This is a genomic window from Dyadobacter flavalbus, from assembly GCF_006149045.1.
In the GTDB taxonomy this organism is placed as follows: domain Bacteria; phylum Bacteroidota; class Bacteroidia; order Cytophagales; family Spirosomataceae; genus Dyadobacter; species Dyadobacter flavalbus.
Map to the genome: position 1 here is coordinate 1 of NZ_VBSN01000073.1, position 23626 is coordinate 23626.

The 23626-nt window shown below is 47.1% G+C and carries 19 protein-coding genes and 1 pseudogene; 4 read left to right on the forward strand and 16 right to left on the reverse strand.

All coding sequences use genetic code 11. The features are described 5' to 3' along the window. The 5 genes and pseudogenes from FEM33_RS24210 to FEM33_RS24230 form a co-directional block, all read right to left on the reverse strand. The coding region (locus tag FEM33_RS24210) for a RagB/SusD family nutrient uptake outer membrane protein (protein WP_201747836.1) at positions 1-760 on the reverse strand (760 nt) is incomplete at its 3' end. 9 nt (positions 761-769) lie between these two features. Continuing rightward, the gene (locus tag FEM33_RS24215) at positions 770-3970 is read right to left on the reverse strand and encodes a SusC/RagA family TonB-linked outer membrane protein (protein WP_139014556.1); all 3201 of its coding nucleotides are present in this window, start codon (positions 3968-3970) and stop codon (positions 770-772) included. Between the two features lie 695 nt (positions 3971-4665). Next, complete coding sequence (locus FEM33_RS24220) at positions 4666-5448, reverse strand: SDR family NAD(P)-dependent oxidoreductase (RefSeq protein WP_139014557.1); 783 nt, start codon at positions 5446-5448, stop codon at positions 4666-4668. 6 nt (positions 5449-5454) lie between these two features. Then, a pseudogene (locus tag FEM33_RS24225) lies at positions 5455-6315 on the reverse strand (alpha/beta hydrolase). Positions 6316-6442: 127 nt separating this feature from the next. Next, on the reverse strand, positions 6443-7822 hold the full coding sequence (locus FEM33_RS24230) for a Gfo/Idh/MocA family protein (protein WP_139014558.1): 1380 nt from the start codon (positions 7820-7822) through the stop codon (positions 6443-6445). 57 nt (positions 7823-7879) lie between these two features. Here FEM33_RS24230 and FEM33_RS24235 point away from each other — a divergent pair, with 57 nt between their 5' ends. Then, positions 7880-8362 (forward strand): DinB family protein, encoded by a 483-nt coding sequence (locus FEM33_RS24235; protein WP_139014559.1) that lies wholly within the window; start codon positions 7880-7882, stop codon positions 8360-8362. Between the two features lie 61 nt (positions 8363-8423). On the opposite strand, the gene FEM33_RS24240 is transcribed toward FEM33_RS24235, so the two are convergent. Continuing rightward, positions 8424-9065 (reverse strand): 3-keto-disaccharide hydrolase, encoded by a 642-nt coding sequence (locus FEM33_RS24240; RefSeq protein ID WP_310588837.1) that lies wholly within the window; start codon positions 9063-9065, stop codon positions 8424-8426. 181 nt (positions 9066-9246) lie between these two features. Between FEM33_RS24240 and FEM33_RS24245 the strand changes: the two genes are divergently transcribed. Continuing rightward, entirely contained in the window at positions 9247-11658 is a 2412-nt protein-coding gene (locus FEM33_RS24245) for a PAS domain-containing sensor histidine kinase (RefSeq protein WP_139014560.1), read from the forward strand. A 20-nt stretch (positions 11659-11678) separates the two neighbouring features. On the opposite strand, the gene FEM33_RS24250 is transcribed toward FEM33_RS24245, so the two are convergent. Beyond that, entirely contained in the window at positions 11679-11969 is a 291-nt protein-coding gene (locus FEM33_RS24250) for a GNAT family N-acetyltransferase (RefSeq protein ID WP_139014561.1), read from the reverse strand. Positions 11970-12079: 110 nt separating this feature from the next. Further along, positions 12080-12997 carry a sugar phosphate isomerase/epimerase family protein gene (locus FEM33_RS24255; RefSeq protein WP_139014562.1) on the reverse strand — a complete coding sequence of 306 codons (918 nt, stop codon included), beginning with the start codon at positions 12995-12997 and terminating at the stop codon, positions 12080-12082. A 109-nt stretch (positions 12998-13106) separates the two neighbouring features. Between FEM33_RS24255 and FEM33_RS24260 the strand changes: the two genes are divergently transcribed. After that, on the forward strand, positions 13107-13601 hold the full coding sequence (locus tag FEM33_RS24260; RefSeq protein WP_139014563.1) for a VOC family protein: 495 nt from the start codon (positions 13107-13109) through the stop codon (positions 13599-13601). A 167-nt stretch (positions 13602-13768) separates the two neighbouring features. Here the strand turns inward: FEM33_RS24260 and FEM33_RS24265 are convergent, their stop codons facing one another. The 4 genes from FEM33_RS24265 to FEM33_RS24280 all read right to left on the reverse strand — a co-directional run bounded on the left by FEM33_RS24265 (position 13769) and on the right by FEM33_RS24280 (position 18822). After that, positions 13769-14908 carry a glycoside hydrolase family 5 protein gene (locus FEM33_RS24265; RefSeq protein ID WP_139014564.1) on the reverse strand — a complete coding sequence of 380 codons (1140 nt, stop codon included), beginning with the start codon at positions 14906-14908 and terminating at the stop codon, positions 13769-13771. A 179-nt stretch (positions 14909-15087) separates the two neighbouring features. After that, positions 15088-16095 (reverse strand): sugar phosphate isomerase/epimerase family protein, encoded by a 1008-nt coding sequence (locus tag FEM33_RS24270; protein WP_139014565.1) that lies wholly within the window; start codon positions 16093-16095, stop codon positions 15088-15090. A gap of 40 nt (positions 16096-16135) precedes the next feature. Then, a complete protein-coding gene (locus FEM33_RS24275; protein WP_139014566.1) occupies positions 16136-17260 on the reverse strand; it encodes a redoxin domain-containing protein in 1125 nt (374 codons plus the stop codon). Between the two features lie 218 nt (positions 17261-17478). Next, on the reverse strand, positions 17479-18822 hold the full coding sequence (locus FEM33_RS24280) for a WG repeat-containing protein (RefSeq protein ID WP_139014567.1): 1344 nt from the start codon (positions 18820-18822) through the stop codon (positions 17479-17481). 255 nt (positions 18823-19077) lie between these two features. Here FEM33_RS24280 and FEM33_RS24285 point away from each other — a divergent pair, with 255 nt between their 5' ends. Then, positions 19078-19959, forward strand: a complete 882-nt coding sequence (locus tag FEM33_RS24285) for a hypothetical protein (RefSeq protein ID WP_139014568.1) — start codon at positions 19078-19080, stop codon at positions 19957-19959. Positions 19960-19987: 28 nt separating this feature from the next. Here FEM33_RS24285 and FEM33_RS24290 read toward each other — a convergent pair whose 3' ends face one another. The 4 genes from FEM33_RS24290 to FEM33_RS24305 form a co-directional block, all read right to left on the reverse strand. Then, positions 19988-20896: a bestrophin family protein gene (locus tag FEM33_RS24290; protein ID WP_139014569.1), complete on the reverse strand. Its 909-nt coding sequence runs from the start codon at positions 20894-20896 to the stop codon at positions 19988-19990. A gap of 28 nt (positions 20897-20924) precedes the next feature. Further along, positions 20925-21395, reverse strand: a complete 471-nt coding sequence (locus FEM33_RS24295; RefSeq protein WP_139014570.1) for a putative universal stress family protein — start codon at positions 21393-21395, stop codon at positions 20925-20927. 146 nt (positions 21396-21541) lie between these two features. Next, the gene (locus tag FEM33_RS24300; protein ID WP_139014571.1) at positions 21542-22906 is read right to left on the reverse strand and encodes a HAMP domain-containing sensor histidine kinase; all 1365 of its coding nucleotides are present in this window, start codon (positions 22904-22906) and stop codon (positions 21542-21544) included. Further along, positions 22890-23588, reverse strand: a complete 699-nt coding sequence (locus FEM33_RS24305) for a response regulator transcription factor (protein ID WP_139014572.1) — start codon at positions 23586-23588, stop codon at positions 22890-22892. The genes FEM33_RS24300 and FEM33_RS24305 overlap by 17 nt, the downstream gene beginning before the upstream one ends. Positions 23589-23626 lie beyond the last annotated feature (38 nt).

Sequence of the window (23626 nt, forward strand, 5' to 3'; positions counted from 1 at the left end):
CGGAAAGATACCCCAGGAACTCAGGCTTGGCATAAGCAGCAATTACGCTGGACTTGGCCTTTGCGGTCGGGATGTCGTGCAAATCACTGGCCGCATACAGAAGGATACGGGATTTAAGCGCCAGCGCCGCTTCTTTGGTCGCACGGCCTTTGACCAGCGTCTTGCCTTCCAGCAGCATGGCCGCACTGTCGGCATTGGTTACAATGAAGCTGACGCATTCCTCAAAGGTGTTGCGGGCCACGGCATAATCCTCGTTCAAATCGTATACCTTGGTGATCAGCGGAACAGAGCCGTAGTAGCGCACCAGCTGGTGGTAATAGTAGGCACGAAGGAAATAAGCTTCGCCCATCAGCCTGCTTTTCAGTGTCTCATCGGTGAAAGTGGCCGTTTTCAGGTTCTGGATCGCGATGTTGGTCGAGCGGATACGCTGGTACATCGGGCTCCATCCGTAGGTATCGTCCACCCAGCCCAGGTTGGAAGGGCTCAGACTTCCTTCGTTGACCGTGTTGATGTTGCGGCCCGTATGCGTGAAGACGGCTTCGTCCGAGAGTGAAGCCAGCATCTGCTCGCTGAAACCACCCTGCTGAAGACCCGAGTAAATACCCGTTACAAATGCCTCGGAAAGTGCGCCGTCCGTCCAGACCTGCTCGCTTGCAATCTCGCTCGGAGGCGTTACGTCCAGAAAATCCGTGTCGCAGGACACCAGCCCGAATGTAGCCAGTGATGCAAAAAATAATATATTCTTATAATTGAATTTCATGTTTTGATCTTAGAAAGTTACACGTACGCCTGCATTAAGAACTCTTGACTGAGGATAATACTGTCCATTTGAAGAAGTGGATTCCGGATCCCAGATCTTGATCTTGTCAATGGTGAAAAGGTTCAGTCCGTTAACATAAATCCTCAGATTGCTCAAACCGATCTTGCTTCCTACTTCTGAAGGCAGGTTATAGCCCAGCTCAATGTTTTTAAGACGCAGGTAATTATTGCTTCTGATAAAATAAGTGTTGGCACCGGCAATATCATTGTTTGTATAATAGGTATTGTTACGGTTGGCCAGACGCGGATCTACAGAACTTGGATTATCAATGGTCCAGCGGTGATCGTATGCATATTTCAGGAAGTTTCCGATATCGCCGGATTCTGTCTGACCGATGTACTGAAGACCGCCCATTGTACCCTGGAACAAAATAGCCAGGTCAAAAGCTTTGTATCCGAAGTTGAAGTTCGCACCTCCTGTGAAACGCGGACGGTTGGTTTTGTCAGAACGAAGTCTGTCATCAGCCGTAATTTTGCCATCCGGTTTGAAATCAGGGCCCGGGCCGCCGATGTCCTTGAACTTCATATCGCCGGGACGAAGCGATCCTGCAATAGCGCTGTAATCAATGGTGTTGGCATCAATTTCAGCCTGATCTTTGAAAACACCGTCGTACTGATAAGCCAGGAATGAATTGTAAGGCATGCCGGTAGTTTGCTGATATGGCGGGTTACCCGGCGTTTCATCCCAGAATTTGATCTGGTTTTTGGCATAGCCTCCGTTTACACTTACAGAGTAAGTAAAGTCATTTATGCTTCCGTCATATCCGATTTTGAATTCCCATCCTTTGTTCTGCAGTTTTCCAAGGTTCTGGGGAGGAAGTTTTCCGTCGATACCCGCAGATGAAGGCGTAGAACCGGTTTTCGGAATCAGGATATTGGAACGGTTGTTTACAAAGTAGTCAAACTCAAAGTAAACCTTGTCGCGGAACAGTGTTCCTTCAATACCGAAGTTGCTGTTGTTTGCTACTTCCCAGGTAAAGCTGTTGTTTGCAACACGCGACTCAAGAAGCGTTTTGGCAACCTGATCGTTGATCACGTACTGGCCAAATCCCATTGTAGAAAGATACTGGTACTCAGCAAGGATTTCGGTTCCAAGGAAATAAGGCTCCGCTCCCATCTGTCCCCACGATCCGCGCAGTTTCACGTTGTTCAGGAAATTGATGTTGTTTTTCCAGAAACCTTCTTCCGAAATTCTCCATCCGGCAGAAATACCCGGGAAGAAACCGAAACGGCCGTCTTTTGGAAACACGTAAGAACCGTCTACACGCCACAGGAATTCAGCAAGATACTTTTCTTTGAAGTTGTAACCTGCACGACCGAAATAGCTCAAACGGGCACGCTGATAAAGATCTGTGTTGTTAAGGGTTGTACCGTTCAATGTAGCCGTTCCCGAGTTTCCGATATTCTGCTCAGGCGTTCCGCCGGCAAACAACTGATCCACGATGGGTGACACAAAGTAGCGGCGGTATGCAAAGAAACCGTCGGCATCCACTTTTTCACGCTGGATACCAGCCATTACATTGAAATTGTGCGATCCGATTGATTTCTCATAGGAAACCTGGCCTGTAAGCTGTATCGATAATTCCTGAGATGCCGTTTCCGTCAGACGCGGATCATTGAAAGTAGAGCGTACAGAACCTGTCAGCAGCGGGCTGGTGCCGTCTGCTTCAAAGGATGTTTTGTCCCAGTAATACAATGTCCACGGTTTCTGGAACGATTTCTGACGACGTACCTGCTTATCCACTGCAGCCATGGCAGTTACTTTCAATCCGTTTACACCCGGAACAAGGATTTCCAGCGTTCCATTGGTCTGGATATAATCCCTTTTGTCATTGTTGTAACCGGTTGTATTGGTCGTAATCACGGCCGGGTTTTGTCCGTTTTCAATATCCGGGCCCGGACGTCCGTCTGGCCAGATGGCGATTTCAGTCGGCTTTCCGCGCATCAGCATACGGAAAATATCGCCTGCGCCACCGCCATTCGGGAAGCGGCGGTCTTCTTCACGTAGAGCTACTCCAAGATTTGCATTTACATATTTGTTGATTTTGGTATCCAGATTGACACGCATGTCATACTGCTTGTAACCTGTTGCGGAGTTGATATAATTTCCCTCCTGATTGATGTGTCCAAGCGACGCCAGATATCTGATATTTTCGCTTCCGCCCGTCAACTGAAGATTGTGACGTTGCTGCGGTGCCCATTTCCGGATTACCGAACCGTACCAGTCTGTATTCGGGTGCAGCAAAGGATCCGATCCATTGGTAAATTTATTGATGTCATCCGGAGTAAAAACCGCGCTCAGTACGTTTCCGTTGTCCGTTCTTGTATAGGATCCGTTTGTATTGAAGCCCTGCAATGCATTTCCCCACTGTCCGACCGGAAGGTTGTCGTAAATCTGCAACTCGTTACGGATTGTAGCGTACTCACGTGCGTTTGACATGGTTGGTGTGCGGGTTGGCTGCGACATTCCAAGGTTAAGGTCATAAGCCAATTGCGGCTTGCCTGATTTTCCACGCTTGGTGGTGATCAGTATTACACCGTTTCCTGCACGCGAACCATAAATAGCAGCCGCAGCATCTTTCAGAACGGAAATACTTTCAATGTCGGCCGGATTGATACGGTCCAGACCGCCGCTACGGTTGGGAACGCCATCCACAACGATCAGTGCATTGCTGTTACCCAGCGAGTTAGTTCCACGAATACGGATTGCCGATCCGTCATAACCCGGCTCACCGCTGGACTGTACGGCAGAAACGCCCGGAAGACGACCGCCCAGCGTGTTGGAAAGGTTGGCAGCAGGCGCTTTCTGAAGCTCCGCTCCTTTTACAGCTGTAACCGAGCCGGTAAGCGTTGCCTTCTTGGCTGTACCGTAACCCACAACCACTACTTCTTCAAGGGCTTTGGTATCGGAAAGCATTTTTACATCCAGATTGGTCTTATTGCCCAAGGGTATTTCCTGTGTAACGTAACCAATAAAGGAAAACACAAGGGTACTTGTTCCGGGCGAATTCAAGGTATAGTTACCTTCCAGATCGGTAACCGTGCCGACAGAAGTTCCTTTTACTACCACACTTACTCCCGGCAATCCCTGCCCTTGCTCATCATTTACTTTCCCTTTTACCGTAACATCCTGAGCAAATGCTGCGGTCATGACACACATGGTCATTAAAAGCGAAAATAAGTACCGGGTTAAGGTCCGGTCCCTGCTGGTTTTAAAAATCCCCATAGATCAATTGCTTAATTGTAAATAGTTAAAAAATAATAAAAATTAAAAAAATCCTATTCTTACCATTGTTCACTTTGTTTTGTCATGTAGGCTTCATAAAGGTTTAGTGTCTATTTTACACAATTAATTAAACTAAAAAAACGAAATGTCCAATTCTGCCGGAGCCGCAGTTATTGCCGGAAAAATTTTTGTAATAAAAAAAAGGAAATTAAGTGTGATTTGAACCTTATTCTGAAAATTCCCGGCTCAGATCGGATCTGGATTGCAATGATCCATCTGTACAAAAAGATATGAAATTATTTACATAAACAAGCATTCACGTTTTCTGAATATGTTTTCTTAGAAAAGAACCAATATACAACAACGAATAATGCTTGTACAATGATAAGGAGCAATAAAATAATATGATTAATAGACTTAAGTTGATTTTATCAATTCCGTCACCGCTTTCCACTTTCAAATCCCTGAACAAAGCCAAATCTGTCATGCTGTCTTAATAACCACAAACTTTATTATTTTATTATATTTAAAGAAGAAATATTTACATTTTAAAATATTTGTATATATTTCAGGTTACTTCTGCTTTTGTGTTCATTTGGCAGTTCCTGAAAAATTACAATTCAGCGCGCAGTCCAGCCGCCGTCAACCGTAAGGATAGAACCCACCATATAACTCGCCGCATCACTGGAAAGAAAGATGGCGGCGCCCTGGATTTCCCGTAAATTGCCCCAGCGCTGAAGTGCCGTTGTGTTCAGGATTTTCCTGGCTTCGTCGCTGTCTGCAATCGGAAGGTTCATTTCGGTAAGGAAAGGGCCCGGACAAATTGCATTGACCAGAATGTTGAACGGGGCAAGTTCCAGCGCCAGCGCGCGCGTCATCTGTACAACGGCTCCTTTGCTGGAAGTGTAAGGTGTGCGGTTTTCCAGCCCGACCAGCCCGAGCGTACTGGCCAGATTAATGATCCTGCCGCTTTTCTGCAGCTTCATATAAGGCGTAACGGCACGTGAGGAAAGCCATGTGCCGTTTACATTCACATTCATCACCTGATTGAAATCCGCCGGAGAAAGTACATCAATTGCACCGCGGATGTTGATACCGGCACTGTTGATCAGAATATCAATTTTCCCGAAAGTTTCTGCGGCGAATGCAGCCATGCCATCCGCTTCTTCCACATTCGTGATGTCGGCTGCAAAAGAAACGATCCGCGTATCATACGGTTTGCCGAGTGCGGCCGCACTCGCCTGCCCTTCTGCGGCATTGCGGTTTACCAGCATTATATCGGCTCCGGCAGAAGCCAGCCCGGCTGCCATCGCAAAGCCGAGCCCTTTGGAACCGCCCGTGATAACTGCCGTTTTTCCGGTAAGATCAAACTGTCTGATGCCCGGAAGTAGCTCTTTGTCCATGCGTAATCAATATTGATGAAATGCCTGCGATACAAATTCCAGCACCGTGGGCAGCGAAGCACGCCAGTAAGTCCAGTTATGCGCACCGTCGCGGATACGGAACTCGTGCGGGATTTCCTTTTTGCGGAGTGCAATGTGCACCAGGCTGTTTCCTTCGTACAGAAAGTCATCATCACCGCAGTCTATAAACCAGCGCACTGCTTTTTTCTGGTCATCCGGCATGCTATTGATCAGCGCCAGTGCGCTATGCCTGTTGTAATACGAAGCAACGGTTGAATCCTGCACGTTCGGATTGTTCCTGAGCAGGTTCTTTTTCGCATCTTCCAATGTAATCGGACCGGTGGATGCACTCAGCGGACAGGCGGATGAAAACAGTTCGGGATGATGCAGGGCATACATGAAGCTGCCGCCTCCGCCCATAGAAAGCCCGGCAACGGCGCGGTACTTTTTTTCTCCTTTGATCCGGTATTTCTTTTCCACAAACGGCATCAGCTCTTGGAAAAAGAAGTCTTCGTACGGCCAGTCGCCTTTTACATCGTTGAAATAGCCTCTTCATCCGGTATCTGCATCGGGCATGACAATGATCATCGGCGTTGCCGTGCCTTCACGAATGGCCTTGTCCGCAATATTCAGCACTTCGCCAAACTGTACCCAGCCTGTATGATTATCACCGGCACCGTGTAAAAGGTAAAGTACCGGATAACTTCTTTCAGAAGTCGCATAATCGGGAGGCAGGTAAATGGCGAACTTTCTTTCCGATTTTAACAGCTTGCTCGGAAGCGATAAATTGTCCAGCACTTTGCCGGACTGTGCAAATGTGCAGACGGATGTTACAAAAAACAGGCAGGAGAATACGACAGATTTCATTATTGGTGTAATGGATTTTGTTTCTGACCGTATAAAGTTTCCGGCGCGGGATTTTCTACTTCCTGTATATTGCGCGAATATGGATGCCAGCCATGATTTTGTACTGCACACAACCAGCTGTAACTGCTTATTTTTTCTTCAGTTTCATCTCCACGGGATCCCAGTGAATTACTTTTTTGGAAAAATAGCTTTCATTGCACGCCAGTACCGGCGCAGCGGCACGGTAGCCAAAAACGGGATCTTCAACGGTGCCGAGGCTGCCTTTTTTCACATTCTCAAAGAAATCACGAAAGTGACTGGCATGTGGGTCATCGTCTTTCGGCGCTTCGAATCTTATTTCCTTTACGGGCTCTGCCTTGCGGGTTTCCTGGGGGAACTGCGCTTCATACTGCTTTTTGAATTCTTTTTGCTCGCTTACAGAAAAAGTGTTGTAGCTGTCGTACCCGCCGAAGCCCGGCGCTTCAGGCAGTTTTTTCTTTGTCAGAACCAAATGGTCTTCCGTAAATTCCAGCTGTCCCTCAGTTCCTATGATTCTTGTGTTGTTGACAATGGCGCCTGCATTCGCAAAATTCACCCGCAGTACCATCTGAAAACTGGCGTTAACTGCTGTTTTGGGATAATCCAGTATGGAAACCATTACATCGGGAACATCGCGGCCATCCTTCCAGTAACTCAGACCGCCGGAGGAAAAAATGCGCTCGGGCCCCAGTGAATTGGTCACGAAATGAACACCGGTAATCAAGTGCACATACAAGTCGCCTGCAACGCCCGTACCGTAATCTCTGTAATTGCGCCATCTGAAAAAACGTTTGGCATCAAACGGCACTTTGGGCGCATCGCCCAGAAAAGTGTCCCAGTCCAGCGTTTTTGTGGAAGCGTCCGTCGGAATGGAGTAATTCCATGCGCCGATGGCATTGAAGCGGTCATTATTGGATTCTACATAATTGATTTCACCGATTTCGCCCGCCTGATACAATCTTTTCACTTCTTTAAACGCCGCCGAACTGATGCTCTGGCTGCCGATCTGCATGGTTTTACCGGATTTTTTCCAGGCTTCGATCACAGACGGCCCTTCCTGAATATGATGCACCATGGGCTTTTCACAATACACATGCTTTCCGGCTGCAAGTGACGCTTTGGTGATGTGGTCATGCCAATGGTCCGGCGTCACGACGAGTACGGCGTCAATGTCTTTTCTTTCCAGAATCTGGCGGTAATCGCGGGTTGTAAAAATGTCTTTTCCAAACAGTTCTTTCACACGCGTAAGCCGGCCGTCGTACAGATCCGCTGCTGCCACAAATTCCGCATCCGGCGTTCCCCGCAAAGCGGCGTTTGTATCACTGTGTCCCTGAATGCCCATTCCGATCGTTGCAAACCGGATTTTATCATTGGGACTGATTTTTTTGAAATCCTTGATAATGCTGAAAGGCTTGGCAATGCTTTCGGTAGCCAGCAACGCCGAAGCAGCCGTAACGCTTTTGATAAAATGCCTGCGGTGAGGATTCATGATGGAAATGGCCGGATGTGTGAACAATAACAGTAAACTAAAATAAGCATAAATGCGATGGAAAATGATCAGCAACAAAAATTAATCAGCGAACTGGTATTTTTGATTGAAAAAGGAAATGCACACGTTTCCATGGAAGATGCCGTTTCCGGGCTTCCTGCAAACATGCGCACCATAATCCCAGAAAACCTTCCTTACAGTATCTGGCAGCTCATTGAACACATCCGGATTGCGCAGAAGGATATTCTTGATTTCTGTGTTTCCGAAGATCATGAAAAACTGGCGTGGCCGGACGATTACTGGACAGAACCGGTGGAAAATATTAACGATAAAACGTGGGAAAATGCCTTGAATGAAATCAAACAGGACCGTCAGCGTTTTCTTGACCTTCTTCATGATGAACAGACAGACTTGTTCAGTCCGATTGAATGGGGCGACGGCCAGACGATTTTGCGCGAGGCCATGCTGATCGCAGACCACAATGCGTATCATACGGCTGAAATAGTGGTGATCCGCCGGATGCTCGGATGCTGGCGTTAATGTCTGCAGTGAGATGCTTTTTGTAAAACGTGAAATGTTCCGGTGATGTGAAAATGAATTTTCAGAGTTCTTTAATGTAGATGTCTTTGTATGCAATGAGGGCTTTTCCTCCGCCGTGAACCTGAAGGGCAATCAGTCCTTTCTGCGGAACGGATTTGTCCGGTTCTGTGTAATCCACGGTTTGTGTGCCGTTAAGAAAGATACGAATGCGGCCGTTTTCGCTTCTTATTTCGTAATCGTTCCATTCATTGGCTTTCAGGACTTTTCTGACCGTTGCAGAGTCCGGCCCGATCAGCGTTTTGTTTCTTCTGGATTCATCGTAAAGGCTAGCCCAGTAACCATTTCCCAGATCTGCCTGGTATCCGATCATTTCATAGGCTGGATCCTTGGCTCTTACGCTGTGAAACTGAACGCCGCCGTTGATAAAACCTTCTGTACCGGAAAATTTGAATTTTAGTTTTAAGATATAATTGGCGTAGCTTTTGCGGGTACAGATGAACTCATTGTGCGGAACCGTTTCCGTTAAAGATCCGCCCGTAAGTGCCTGATCAACAATTTTCCACGTTTTTACCGTATCGCCTTCCCAGCCGTTGAACGTCTTGCCGTCAAAAAGCGCAACTTGCGATTGGGCAGGAAAAGTTATGCAGCTCATTACTACCGAAAAAACGGCAAAGACAACAGATTCAGGCATTTTCAATTTCATGGGCTCCTATGGTTAGCAAAAGAAAATTTTCTTAGATCATAAAAGTCTTCCGGTTTAAAACTTTACTATATGTGCCCGGTATATGCATTATAATTAATATCAGTATTTTTACTGAAAATAATTGTTTGTCCCGCGTTTGTTACAGATTATACAAGCCAAAGTATATGCAGATCATTTTTAAATGAAACTAACCGAAACAATCAACGGCCATGAGCATGATCTGCTGGTCGCTATCGAAAGATTTGAACTGGTTGCAAAAGCCACACACGATGTAATATGGGACTGGGATCTTGAAAAAAGTACCGTTTGGTGGAACGACGGTATGCACCATATCTTTGGATATGACCCCGCCCAGATCAGTACAGGACCGGATTCCTGGTTCGACAGGATCCATCCGGACGATCAGGATAAGGTCATCAGGAAAATTTACTCCGTCATTGACCAAGGCCAGGCAAACTGGTCGGATTTCTATCGATTCAGGCGCGCCGACGGCTCGTACGCCCATGTGCATGACCGGGGTTACACCATTCAGTCCAACGGCAAGCCGATCCGGATGGTCGGATCCATGATGGATATTACCGAACAGCTGAAATCCGAGCAGGCGCATAAGGAAAGTGAGGAAAACCTGAAATTCGCCATGCTGGCTGCCAATCTGGGAACATGGAACCTGGACCCGGATACCAAAATGCTGCTCTTTGACGAACGCTGTCTTGAACTGTACGGAAATCCTGCCGATGAATTTCTGAGCTATGAAAAAGTACTCAAATACATTCATCCCGAAGACCGGGAATGGGTAATGACAGCAGTTGCAAAGGCGCTGGACCCCGAGCTGAAAAGGGATTATGACGTTCGTTACAGAACAATCGGTGCAACCGACGGGATACTGCGCTGGCTTCATTGTAAAGGAAAAGCCTATTTTAATAATTTTAACCAGCCTTACCGCTTTGCGGGTGTGAGCCGGGACATTACGGATGAAGTTGCTACCCAGCAGAAAATCCTGTGGGCAGACCAGCAGGCTGCCATGACCATAGAAGGCTCCGGTGCCGGTTCCTTTTTTATCACGCTGAATTCGGATGAAATCATCTATTCTCCGACCATGGCCCGAATACTGACAGGCACTGAAAATAAACAGATCACGCGGGATGTATTCATAGACCACATTCATCCGGATGATGTACAGACGCGGCTGGACGCCTATGCAGAAGCAGAGCAGACCGGCGAACTCAGGTATGAGGCGCGTTTTATCTGGGACAACGGATCGGTGCACTGGATCCGGGTAATCGGAAGAAATTTTTATGACAGTGCGGGCAGAGCCATCTCGCTATCCGGCATTGTCATGGATATGACAGACCGGATCGAGTCGGAACAGAAAATCAAGACCAGTGAAGAACACCTGCGGACTTTGATCGAGCAGGCACCTGTGGCCACGACGCTTTATGTCGGAAAAGATATGATCATTGACATTCCCAACGAAGCCATGCTGAAATTATGGGGAAAGGGGAATTCCGTTATCGGAAAGCCGTTGCGCGAAGCATTGCCCGAGCTGGAAGGACAGCCATTTCTGGGTATACTTGACAAAATTTTCCAGACTGGAGAAGCCCATTCCGAAAAAGGTGCACGCGGAGATATTGTTATTGACGGCGTTCTGCAAACGTTCTATTACGATTATACTTACAAGCCGCTCCGGAATTCAGAAGGGGAAATTTACGCCATTCTGGACATGGCGGTGGACGTAACAGAACAGGTAAAATCCTTGCAGGCGCTTGAAAAAAGCGAGGAACGTTACAGGCAGCTTGCCAGTGAACTGGAAAGAAGGGTCCAGCAGCGGACCGAAGAACTGCACAGGGCCAATGCAGAACTGATCAATTCCAATAATAATCTGCAACAGTTTGCCTATGCTGCCAGTCACGACATGCAGGAACCGCTAAGGAAAATACAGTCTTTCAGTTCCCGTCTGCAAAGCATATATACAAAGCAACTCGATGAAAACGGCGTTTTCATGCTGGGCCGCATTCAGGACGCATCCAAACGAATGTCCATGATGATTGACGACCTGCTGACTTATTCCCGGCTTACAACGCGTGAAGTCGAATTTGAAGCCGTACCGTTGGATAAAACAGTAAGCGCAGTGCTGGCCGATCTGGAAATCTCGATTCAGGAACAGGGAACTCAGGTGACGGTGGAACCCATGCCGGAAGTATGGGGAAACCGGCCGCAGCTTACACAGCTTTTACAGAATCTCATCAGCAATGCCATCAAATACAGGCAGCGCGATCAGGTTTCTGTTATTAAAATCAGCGCTCATGACGCAGATGAGTCAGAAATGGCTTCTGTTCCGAAAATACTTGCAGCACATTCCTATACCTGCCTCGAAATCAGCGACAACGGAATCGGATTTGATGAAAAATTTCTGGACCGGATCTTTCAGATGTTTCAGCGCCTGCACGGAAGAGGCGAGTTTTCAGGTTCCGGCATCGGACTGGCATTGTGCAAAAAAGTAGTTCAGAACCATTACGGTCACATCACAGCCCGAAGCGAACTCGGAAAAGGCTCCACTTTTATCGTATACCTTCCGAAACCGGACAAAAAATAACCCGTTGTTTTACAAACGGGTTACTTTTTCCAAACATCCTTGTACTCGTCCGGATGCCGCTTGAACTGCACATGCACGTATTCACACAAGGGAACAACCTGCAGATCATGTGTTCTGGCGTAACGGACCATTTCATCCAGCATCTGTTTGGCCAGCCCTTTTCCTTCCATTTCGGGGACGACTTCGGTATGATAAACCGTCAGCGCACTTTCACTGAGGCCAACCACCATTTCTCCTGCTTTTTTATGGTTTTCCTCGATGTAAAAAGCCCCGCGCCTGCTAGAATCCAGATTAAATTTTACTTCACTCATATTCGATTCAATAAGTCTGTTAAAAACCTTGTACAAAAAAGCCAATTGCCTGTTCCCAACCAGGAAACAGGCAATTGACGAAAATGATTACAGACAGGCAGCATTTGTTTTCAGGAAATCCCTTCCGTTACCTTCTTCATTTTGGCCAGTCCGGTCTTTGCCACTACCAGTGCATCCTGTGCATAGTAATTTTTATTAAATACCTCAAAGGACAAGATAACGGGCCTTGCAGGATTTACGAGCGTCTTCATCAGCTCTTTGAGCGGGGCCACGCCGTCTCCGGCATAAACCCGGTCGGCATCCGTAATGGCTTCGCGCGCAGGCGTTGCCGGGTAATCGTTGATGTGGAATATTTCAATCAACGGCTTGCCGACGGCTTTCACGCTTTCGCTTCCCGAACCGCCTTTGTGTAGATGATAAACGTCCATTAACAGCCGTGCGGAAGGATGGCCGGATTCAACGGCAACGTACAGGATTTCCCCTACCCGGCTCAGGTTTTTGGAAAATCCCCAGAGTTCCAGATGCGGTACTACGCCGGTTTTATCACCAAGTTCCAGAATCGTACGGTACCGTTCCGCCACTCTGGCCAGATCAAGCGAATCGCCGGTTGTGGCGCCCATCGGCGGAGCTGCTATGCGCGGACATCCGATCTGCGCAAGTTGTTCCATTTCCATTTTCAATTGGTCAATGGCTTTTGCCCGCGCCGTTTCGTCATCCACAATCCACGTGGCAAACCCGATCGCATCTTCCACTTTCAATCCCAGATCATCAATAATGCGTTTGGCTTCCGCAAGCGTGGCACCTGTTTTCATAAAATCCTGCAAGGTATTGACCCAGATTTCAACAGATCCGTATCCTGCTTTGGCCGCCACTTCCAGCTCTTTTCTGAATCCCAGCTGATGCCCGCGGAGGGTACTCATGTTGAGCGCATATATAAATGGCTGCTCTTTGTTCCGGGTCGTTTTGGCAGGCAGTAACTCCGCACTGGAAATGGCTAAAATAGACGACAGTGCTTCTCGGCGCTTCATTCGTTTGATATCTGGTTGAAAGATGATTTATTTGTAAAGACGTAACCGGGAATTATTTACCGCAACATCCTGTAAATTCATTGTCAAACACTGAATAATAAACCTTCTTATGGAACTGGAAAACTACAAAGTGCCGGCACAAACGCAAATCGGACATGTGCATCTGAAAGTAGCCGACCTGGAAAGATCGCTCCATTTTTACTGCGGACTGCTGGGTTTCGAGATCATGGCGCGGTACGGAGAACAGGCCGCTTTTATATCGGCCGGCGGTTATCATCACCATATCGGACTGAATACGTGGTACAGCAAAGGTGCTCCCGCCGCTTCCCAGTACGGCGTCGGGTTGTTTCATACGGCCATACTTTACCCCACCAGAAAGGATTTGGCCATTATTTTTGACAGGCTGCAAAAAGCCGGGTACCCGCTTTCCGGCGCCAGCGATCACGGCGTTTCCGAAGCATTGTATCTCAACGATCCGGACAATAACGGCGTGGAACTTTACTGGGACCGGCCAAAAGAAAAATGGAACTTCCTGCCCGACGGCACCGTAGAAATGTACACCAAACCCCTCAACTTCCACACCTTACTTGCCGAACTGAAATAAGTGTCCGGTTCAAATATTTTCCAATATTATAACGGGCAAAAACAAAGCCCGCCTAAAAGCCGCAAACCACATATGGATCAATCCATGACGATAAGTGACTAAAAATGACTACAAATGACAAATCACATTATGCCCATCTAATTCCCTTTATCCCAAACTGTCCAAAGTCAATACTTCATCAGCAACGTCAGCAGCTTGCGGTCCAGCTTGTGCCCGTGCCAGTCTTCGTAACGGACATCTTCACGCCTGGAATCCAGCACACCGAAATCTCCGGCAAATTCCCAGAGTGAAAACCCGATTCCGTTGGAAGTCAGAATATCCAGCACATCGCCAAACCAGGCCAGAAAAACGGCATGCGGCGTTTTGTTCCAGCAGCCGCATTCGCCGCAATGCACGCCAACGCCTTTTTGCACCAGTTCAATCCAGGGTTTGTAAAACTTTTCGAGCATGGCGCGGCTGAGGTACTGGTCACCGACCTGTCCCGGCCATTTTGGTTCCGGAATGTTTTCCGTATCCTTCATCGCCCACGGCGCCTTGTAATGTGAAATAATGCCCGGATGATACCCGCGGCAGCTCTGGGCAATGTCCAGATCGGCAATTTCAGGAATAACGGAAGTCCCGACGTCGTTTCCGTCCGCAATGATCAGGTGCATGGGATTTTCCCTGCGTATTGCTTCCGAAGCAGCTAATGCAAGTTTCCGGTACGTTTCACCCGGCACCGATGTTCTTTTGGAATGCTGATCGTTCATATCCTCGCGCATACTCGGCTCGTTGAGCAGGTCAAAACTGATCTTTTTGGAAGAAACGTTCCTGTATCTTTTTGCCCACATGTTCCAGTGAAAACAGAATGCATCCAGTGCTTTCTGGTCGGTCCAGAGATTGTAAGGCTCGTTAAATCCTGCATTTACACAGTAACCCGGCGCCCTGTGAAGGTTCAGGCTGACGTGCATATTATACTTGTGCGCGGCAGAGACAAGCTTGTCGATGCGCTCCACAGCCTGTTCATCAATCTGATAAACTTCTTCCGGCGTAATGTTGCGGCTGCGGTCAAATTTCAGATAGGCCGGATATGCCATCGGGATTCTTACAAAATCAAATCCCCAGTCGCTCATCCATTTGAATTGCTCTTCGGTCGTAGCCTTGCGGCCTGACGAAGGATCGGGCGAGAAAAAATCGAGCAGGTTGAATCCCTTCCATTTGGGCAGCTTGTTCTTGGCCTCAGGATTCGGAAAGTTAAAAGGCGAAGTAACAGCGGCACCGGCTGCAACCATCATTCCCGTATTTTTTATAAAAGTTCTGCGCTGCATGGATTGCACATGTTTGGTTGCTGTTTTCTATAAAATACAACCGGCGCATCATTTTACTTGGCTGTAATCCGCAGTTTATGCGAACTGGCCGCTTTGATTTAAATTGTAATAAATGGAAATTCTGTATCCATGTATTTGTCTGCACGATTTTGAAGAAAACCATGCAGACAAATTGAAATCTATGCACCCAATGCCTTGCGTGCGTATTCCACACATTTTGCGGTTTCCTTCACGGCATCGGAACCGGCGGGTATTTCATATTCCAGTTCTATGGTTGCCGGGAATTTGTATTTTCTGGCACGCATGAGTTCGAGTGCCGCCGTAATTGGCGTGTCGCCTTGTCCCCAGGGCAGGTTTGCGCCGCCGTTTTCCTTTGATTTCCTGTCTTTAACGTGCATGCTGACGATATGCTCGTGCTTGGTTTCAATCAGCGGGATCGGATCAAAGCCGGCTGCTACGTAATGCCCCATATCAAAATTCATGGCGTTGTATTTGGACTGTCCAAGCGCCATGTCCCACCAGGTCGGCGTTTGCTGCGTATGACCGTGATAGCCGACATAAACCTTGTTTCTGGCAGCAATATCGCCAAGTCGTTTGGTCTGCGCCGGATCGGTCGGCAGTTCAATATTGGCCTGGTTTGCGCCAAGCGCTTTTGCAGCACGAAAAGCATAATCCGCCTCTATATCGGTATTGTTGACGCCCAGTGCCGACGGTTTGAACGCATAGATGCTTACGCCGGCATCGTTGTACATCTTCCGCAGCTGAACAAATTTGTCCATCGGCACTTTTGCGCGCCATTCCGCCATTTTGGCCATATGTTCTGCCTGCGCTGCTTTTTGTTCGGGTGTCAGTTCCGGGCGCTGGCCATTGGCAGCAGGCGCCATATTCGGGCGTGGCGGTGCTTCCGGCGCACCGGCAAACAGTTCGGCAGTCGGGCCCATGAGTTCAATCGCGCTGACGTTGCAGTCGATGCAGTATTTCAGAATGTCCTCGGCACTTCCCGGCAGGCTGCGCCATGAATACGTAATGGCTCCGATCTGTACGCCGTTAAACAAGGAGTTGGGCTTGCCGAGCCGTTTGATGTACGCAGGCATTCCGAATGTCGGTACGGAAACAAGTGCAATCCCGGTTGCCGCCAATGCCGCTTTGCCCAAGAACGCACGTCTTGAAATTTCTTGACTGTTCATTTTTACAGGTTAAAAGTTTTTTACAAAACAGATTTGCAGCTCAGTAATATCTGCCTACATACTTATTTTCCACGATCAGTTTTTTCATTTGATGCGGATCGATCGGCCCTTGTTTGGCATAAACGATTTTACCGCCCGGCTCCACGAGCAGCGTATAAGGCAAAGCGCCCTGCCATTTCGGGTCCACGGCCTCAATCAGTTTGTATTTGTCTTCCACACTGAAAATGTAATTCTTGTTGGAAGCAAATTTCCCCTGAAGGAATTTGAGCGCTTTAGCTTTTTTATCCGGATTATCGGCACTGATGGAAATAAATTCGAAGTCACGCTGGCGGTACATATGGTGCATGGTCATAAAATCAGGAAACTCGGTTACGCACGGCCCGCACCAGGTTGCCCACACGTTGATCAGCCTCAGTTTGTCGGATTTGTTCTGGATCAGTTCTTTCAGCCCGGCTTCGTCAATGGATTCAAGCGTCACGGGTTCTTTGGCCCAGGCTGCCTGCTCGTCCTGCACGCCATGCTCCTTTGAAATCCATTTCATGGAACAGCCGAAGGTTTTGGTCGTGGGAACCGGAACGGGTTTTCCGGCCAACAGCGCTTCTATTGCATTTCTGGCATCCGTATTTTTAGGCGTACCCGTTGGTTTTTCCACGTCATCGATCCTTCCGTTGTACTGCAGTTTTCTGTCTTTGTCAAAAATGAAGATATGCGGCGTGGCAACCGGGCCGTAAGCCAAAGCCGTTTTCTGATCGTCGCCGTCGAAAAGGTACGGGAAATTATAGGCCATGTCTTTTGCCCGCACTTTCATTTCTTCGTAGGTGTCGCTGAGGTCCGTATAACCAAGTTCATCCAGGCGGATCGCTTTCGGGTCGTTGGACGAAATGGCCACAACGGCCACTTTGCTCGCCTTGAAATCGGAGGTCAGTTTCTTGATCCTTTCTTCGTAAGCCTGCGCCGTAGGGCAATGGTTGCAGGTAAATACAATGGCAAGAACCGGAGAAGCGGCAAACGTTTTCAGGGTATATTTTTTACCGTCAATGCCCGTCAGGTTAAAATCCGGCGCCTGGGCTCCGATTTTCAATGTCTCCGGCTGTTCGGCCCGTGAAACATGGATGCATGCGGCGTAAACAAAAAGTACCAGAATAATTCGGCAGCAGGCGCGCATATGTTTTATGTTTAAAATGAATATTCGTTTTTGATCAAAAGCAACTTCACTCCAAAAAAATACTGTTTTTATACCATTAATAAGATAAAATATAATCACAAAAAAACCGGCATTCAATCAGAATGCCGGCGGCTGATGCTGTCTGAGTTCAGTTTGTTAACAAAATCAGTTTTTATCCCGCCATATGCGTGTTAAAAACATTACGATTCAAAAAGGCGCTACTTTCTTTTCTGAAACCGGAGGTTTCCCTTTTGCCAGGCTCTTTTGAAAAACAGGTTGTTGATCCAGATAAAAAGCGCCAGCCCGAGCAGGATAAAAATGGCGTTCAGCTTATACGAAAAGCCCGCGAACTTTTCCTTGCCATCGAGTGACAGTTCAAACCGCAGCCATGACCTTTCCACCGTTGTAGTGACCCGGTCAAACGGCAATGCTTCATCGTAAATTGCTTCGGTCACAAACCGGCCGGTTGTATCGATGTAGCCGTACTTGTCGTCGATGCGGACCATGGAAAGGCCGTTATTGTAATAGGAAGCAAAGTCGTATTTCAGAGGCGTGCGTATTTTGCCCGATTTGTCGATATGCCCGAATTTGCCGTTAATGGCCACGGCAGAACGGTTTTCAGAAGTAAAACCTGTTGCTTCATCGTATAAGAAGTTTATCCTGACCTTTCCCGTTTTGTCAATGGCGCCCCATTTATTGTTCTTTTTTGCCCAGAACAACCCCGCCGTCGGTTTGCGGGTTTCGGAGAACTGGAACGGAACGATGAGTTCGCCGGTATACGGACTGATATAGCCATATTTATCACCATACTGAACCCTTTCCATGCCCTGGCCGGAATACTTGTAAGTAGGATCAATGTCGTCGAGCGCAACGGGTATGCGCAGGATCATGTTTTTATCAATGATGCCGTATTTGCCTTTGTAATTGAAATGATAAATCCCTTTTGAACCCGTGATTTCGCGTTCGATAAACGGACTGAAATTCCAGTTGAGGATAAAAAGCTCGCTATTTTTCCACCATAAAATATCTTCCCGGCAATCATGGCTGCATACATGATCAACACTTGCTTTGGAAATCAGGAAGTCGTTTTTAAACTGTTCAATCGGAATCCTGTAAATCGTTTTCCCCGTTGTATCAATGTAGGAAAGGCCGTATTGCTTTCCGGCGGGGTAAATAACCCATGTTTTCCCTTTGTAAAATTTGTCCGTTGCGTGGTAAATGGCCGGAATCACGATTTTTCCCTGCCGGTTGATAAAGCCGTGAAGTGCGTGTTTCTGCGAATCCGAAGGTATAGGAACAAACTCGGCAAGATTGCCTGAGAAATCACCGATATCGCGAAAAGCCGGCGTAAGTTTTTTACCATTCGGATCGGTAAGGAAAGTCTCGTAATTACGGCACGGAATGTTTACCTTTTTCACCACATAAACGCCGCCGTATGCCTTGTATTCATTGTATTCTTTGAGCCACGGCTTGTTCTTACCCGTGTCGGATTGGCCATTTGCATTGAAAATCTGAAAAATAAAAAGGATCAATAGGAAAAAACGAAAATCCGACTGCTGCATTCCGGCGTAAGTTTTATTCAGTAACTGTTCATTTCAAAGGTGACGAATATACCGAATATGCACCATGCAGCATAACGGTTGAGGAAATAACTTGTCAACTTTCGGGCACATGCTTTCATGATCAGGCAGCGGAAAGCGGATAAAATTTCTGCCTTTATCGTTTTGGTTTAAAATTATATAACTTATTTTCAGGAAAGATGTTATAACCATGTTGTTCACAAACCGGCTTCACACTTCACCCAACAATATTTGCAAATGACTGTTGTCAAATTCATATTTTTACTGATCCTGATTACGGTTATGGATCATCACGGCTTTCTTTACCGCACGGACACGGATGCCGGTGAGGACGAGATTGAAAGCGGAAGTGCGGAATATTATGCGCTTGCGGGTAAAAATAACCTGAAAGGAACGTGGCGGCTTACCGGCGTAAGCGAGACGCCAAACGAACACGGCAATACTTTCACGCCGGAAAAACAGAAAGAAGAATTTCTTTTGTCGTTTTTTCCGGACAGCACTTACACGCAGGTTACCAACGACGGCCGTTATGTTTCGGGAAAATGGGTGTTTGATGAAGATTCGGAGTCTGTCTTTCTGACATCCAACCGGAAAACCGAAGAAGTAAAAGTCCTGTTTGATCTTGCATCGACGGGCAAAAGACTGGCTACATTGGTGTTCTCGCCTGAAAACAGCATGTCACTGGCTGAGTACGGAAGGAGCCTGGACAAATACAAGGAAGATCCCTATTATGCGGCAAACAATCAGTGGAGGATAAAGCCAACCGAATCGGAAAATGAAAAACAGATTCATGAAAGGCTTACCAATTACATTGCACACAATCTCTGCATCCTGAAATCGGCACAAATAAGAGAGCAGGATTACATTTCCTGGGAATTTTCGGAAGGCATTATCAAACTTTACAATGTAGGCATCGGAATTGTTTCCATTGAAAAAATCCCGCAATCGTGGATCGACAACTTCTATTCCCGTGAAGATGCACTGCGCGCACATGAGATTTTTGAAACTTATCTGCGCACAGGCACTCACAAGAAATTCGCAACCGGCAACTGGGTCAAAGACGATTACAACATTCTGCTCGGCATCCAGAACGGATTAACCAAAATGAACAATCTGTAACAATCGTCCCGACACATTTGCCGGCGGTTTAAAGGATGAAAAAAGCATCCGGCTCGTAAGCTGACGGAACGTGCTTGTCTTTCATCATTTGTTTCAGGTCGCGTTCAATGTTTCTGGAAATGGTCAGCACCGGCGTATCCGTAGGCTTGTTTTCAAACGGATCCTGCAGATGAATCGCCATTTTTTCGATCAGGAAAAAACAGGCCGTAATCACGATCAGAACGGGAACCATCAGAAATCCGAAAAGCTGTACAAGTCCGAACGGCAGCAGCAGAATAAAGAAATGCAGCGCCATTTTGATGTAAAGTCCGTACGTGGACGGAAAAACCGTATTCTTGATTCTTTCGCATTTTCCCATGGCATCGCAAAGGCGCGTTATGGTGCGGTCGATCTCGATCTGCTGGTAAGGATTTATCCAGCCTTGTTTCAGCGCGTTGTTAAGGTCTCTTGCATGCAGTTGCTGCAATCCTACATGCTTGTTATCGTAGTCTTTCAGGTATTCGCATTCCTCTTCGGACACGAATTTACGGATGAGCGGCATGGGATCGTCCTTGCGCAGGCCTTTTCCGAGCGCATAGCACCATGCAATCTGTCTTTTGATGATGCGTTGCTTGAAAGCTTCTATATTCTCGGGTTGAAATGGATCTTCCATCAGGAAAATAATCTGGCGTGCAAAAGAACGCGAGTCGTTGACAATAGCGCCCCAGATGATACGTGCTTCCCACCAGCGGTCGTACGCCTGATTGGAGCGGAATGCGAGCAGGAGTGAAATAATGGTACCCAGCACCGTCGGTACCGTCATCGGAATCGAAATGTTGGTGATGTGGAAATTCTGGTAAATAACCTCGATGGCAATACCGTAAATGGTTACAAACAGAATCTCGTATTTGATTTTTCCGAATATGTATCCGATCGGAATGTTGTTTTTTAACAGCATGATTTGAATGGCTTTGTAATGGATGATTTTACTTTGATCCGCTAATTTGACTGGCAGTAAAAAATGCAGAATCAGCGATCAGGTCCGTATTCAGCAGCGGAAGTCCGCACTTCTTCAGCACCGGCAGCGCTTCAATGCTGCTCTTCTTGAGTTTTGGGATGCCGTAGCTTTCCGAATATGCAATGCAGTCGGCCTGATGATAATCAAGGAAATTCTTGAAGGAAGCCAGTTTGTTGCCGTAATAAAAGGCCACTTTTATGCTCAGCAGTTTCTTGGAATAAAGATCTTTGAGGATCCGGCATTCATGATAAAATTCATCTGAAACCAGTTCATACTCTTTTTCGCGGTAGCTGGAAAAAAGCAAATCCTGGATATCGTCTACAACATGAAAAAGATGCGTAAAAACCAGACGCAAATCTTCGTTACTTTCTCTCACTACGGTTTCAGCTACTTGAATGGATTCCATACTGAAATCACTTGGCAACAGGATCGTTTTCATGACATGATGGTTTGGTTAACAATGCATTTAATTATAATACAATGTTAAGCTCATGACATTAACCCTGGCTAAGAGCCGGATTATAATACGGTGAGAGACTTATTAAAATCAGCTAAGAAAATTAGAAACCGATTAGAAGAATAGGGTTACTTAAACGGCAGATAAGTAACAAAGCGCGTTCCTTCGTCTACACGGCTGTGTACATCCACTTTTCCCTGATGCATCCGGATAATGTTGTGCGCCAGCGGAAGCCCGATGCCGTAACCTTTGTAGTTCTCGGTATTGGACGCACGGAAAAACAGCACAAAAATCTGGTTGATCTCCCGGTCCGGAATACCGATGCCTTCATCAGTGATTTCCACGATCGCATACGTCTGATCGGCTCTTATAATCACGTTCACCGGTTTGTTGTCGGAGTATTTGCAGCTGTTCAGGACAATGTTGGAAAATGCCGCTTTCAGCAAGGTTTTGTTTCCGTTCAGAATCAGCTTCTGGTCGTCGTCCGGAAGGTGATCAAAGTTGATCGCCACGTTGTTGGAAGGAATAATTTTGTCAACAGCTTCTTTCACATCCAGAATGAGTTCGTCGATGCGGAGCTCTTCCCATTGTTCCTTTTTGCCGTCAAAGCCTGTCTGAGCAAGGCTCAGCATGCTGTTCGTGAGATGTTCCAGCCTTTCCGATTCCCGGTAAATGGTGTTGAAGGAATCGATTGCATTTTGCGGAAGACCGGGGATGGACAAACCGATCTGTGCCTCGCCGCTGATCACGGTAAGCGGCGTTTTCAGCTCGTGTGATGCATTGCTGACAAAATTGTTCTGCACCTCGAAAGTAATTTCAAGCCGGTCCAGCATATCGTTGAATGTCTGGGAAAGGTCCGAAATGTCGTCGTTGCTGTCGTTCGGCACGAGCCGCTGATGCAGATTATGCGCGTTAATGCCTTTTACATTCCTGATAATCAGTCGGATCGGCCTGAAAATCTGCGCGGAAAACAGTTTCCCGAACGTAAATACAAAGAACATCGAGATCAGAAAACCGGTGACAAGCAGGTTTTTAAGATTTTCCATTTCCGCCAGCCCGAACACATCCACAGCCGTAGAAAGAACCAGAACATTTTTATCGCCCTTGGCTATTTTCATTCCCACATAGGAAGTATCTCTTCTGAAAAACCGCGCAGGCGTATCGAAGCTGATCTGGCTGTAAAAAGATTCCGGCAAATGCAGCCTGGCTTTTATGTTTCTGGCCCTTGCGCTGTTTACATTATGGATCACATGATGATTTTCGAACGGCAGATCGCCAAGGTGCTTTTCCTTGAAATCGTAATAAACGGAAGTTTTGGATTTGTTTTCTTCCAGCGCCGCATGGCCGACGATTCCCGCCCGAACTTCCAGCCTGTGATAAAAACTTCCGGAAATGCTTTCAGAAGCAAATATGTAGATATAAATGCTGAGCGCCAGAATGATCCCGGCCGAAAGAACCGTAAAAATCAGAGCAATTTTATTTTGTATCGTCATGGGCCTGCCGAATTACATATCCCATTCCGAATACGGTATGGATCAGTTTTACAGGATGGTTTTTGTCAATCTTTTTCCGGAGGTAATTGATGTAAACATCCACAACGTTGGTGCCGAGGTTGAAATTGATATCCCAGACATTTTCCAGGATTTCCATGCGGTTCAGAACCCGGTTCGTATTGGACAGAAGGTATTCGAGCAGCCTGAATTCGGTTGCTGTCAGGTCAATCGCATGCTTCCCGCGCCGCACTGATTTGGTGATTTTATCCAACACCAGATCACCAAGGCTCAGTATGCCTTCATTCTTCTCCTTTTCGGGTTCTTTTCCTCTTCTTGCGAGCGTCCGCAGCCGTGCTTCCAGTTCTGCCAGTTTAAACGGCTTCGTCATGTAATCATCCGCCCCGGCATCCAGTCCGGATACAATATTTTCAGTAGTCCCAAGCGCTGTCAGCATCAGAATAGGAATAACGGACTGCGCACTTTTGAGTTTTCTGCATACCTCCATTCCGTTCATCACCGGGATCATCAGATCCAGAATGATGACGTCAAACGCATAATTAAGCGCCATCTGCAATCCGGACTGTCCATCCATCGCTACTGTAACTTCATGCCCCGAAGCAGAAAGGCTCCGCTGAATAAGCGATATCACACTGGGTTCATCTTCAATAAGCAAAAGCTTCATGCGTGTAACTGTATTCGGTGAAAGATTTAATCCTGATG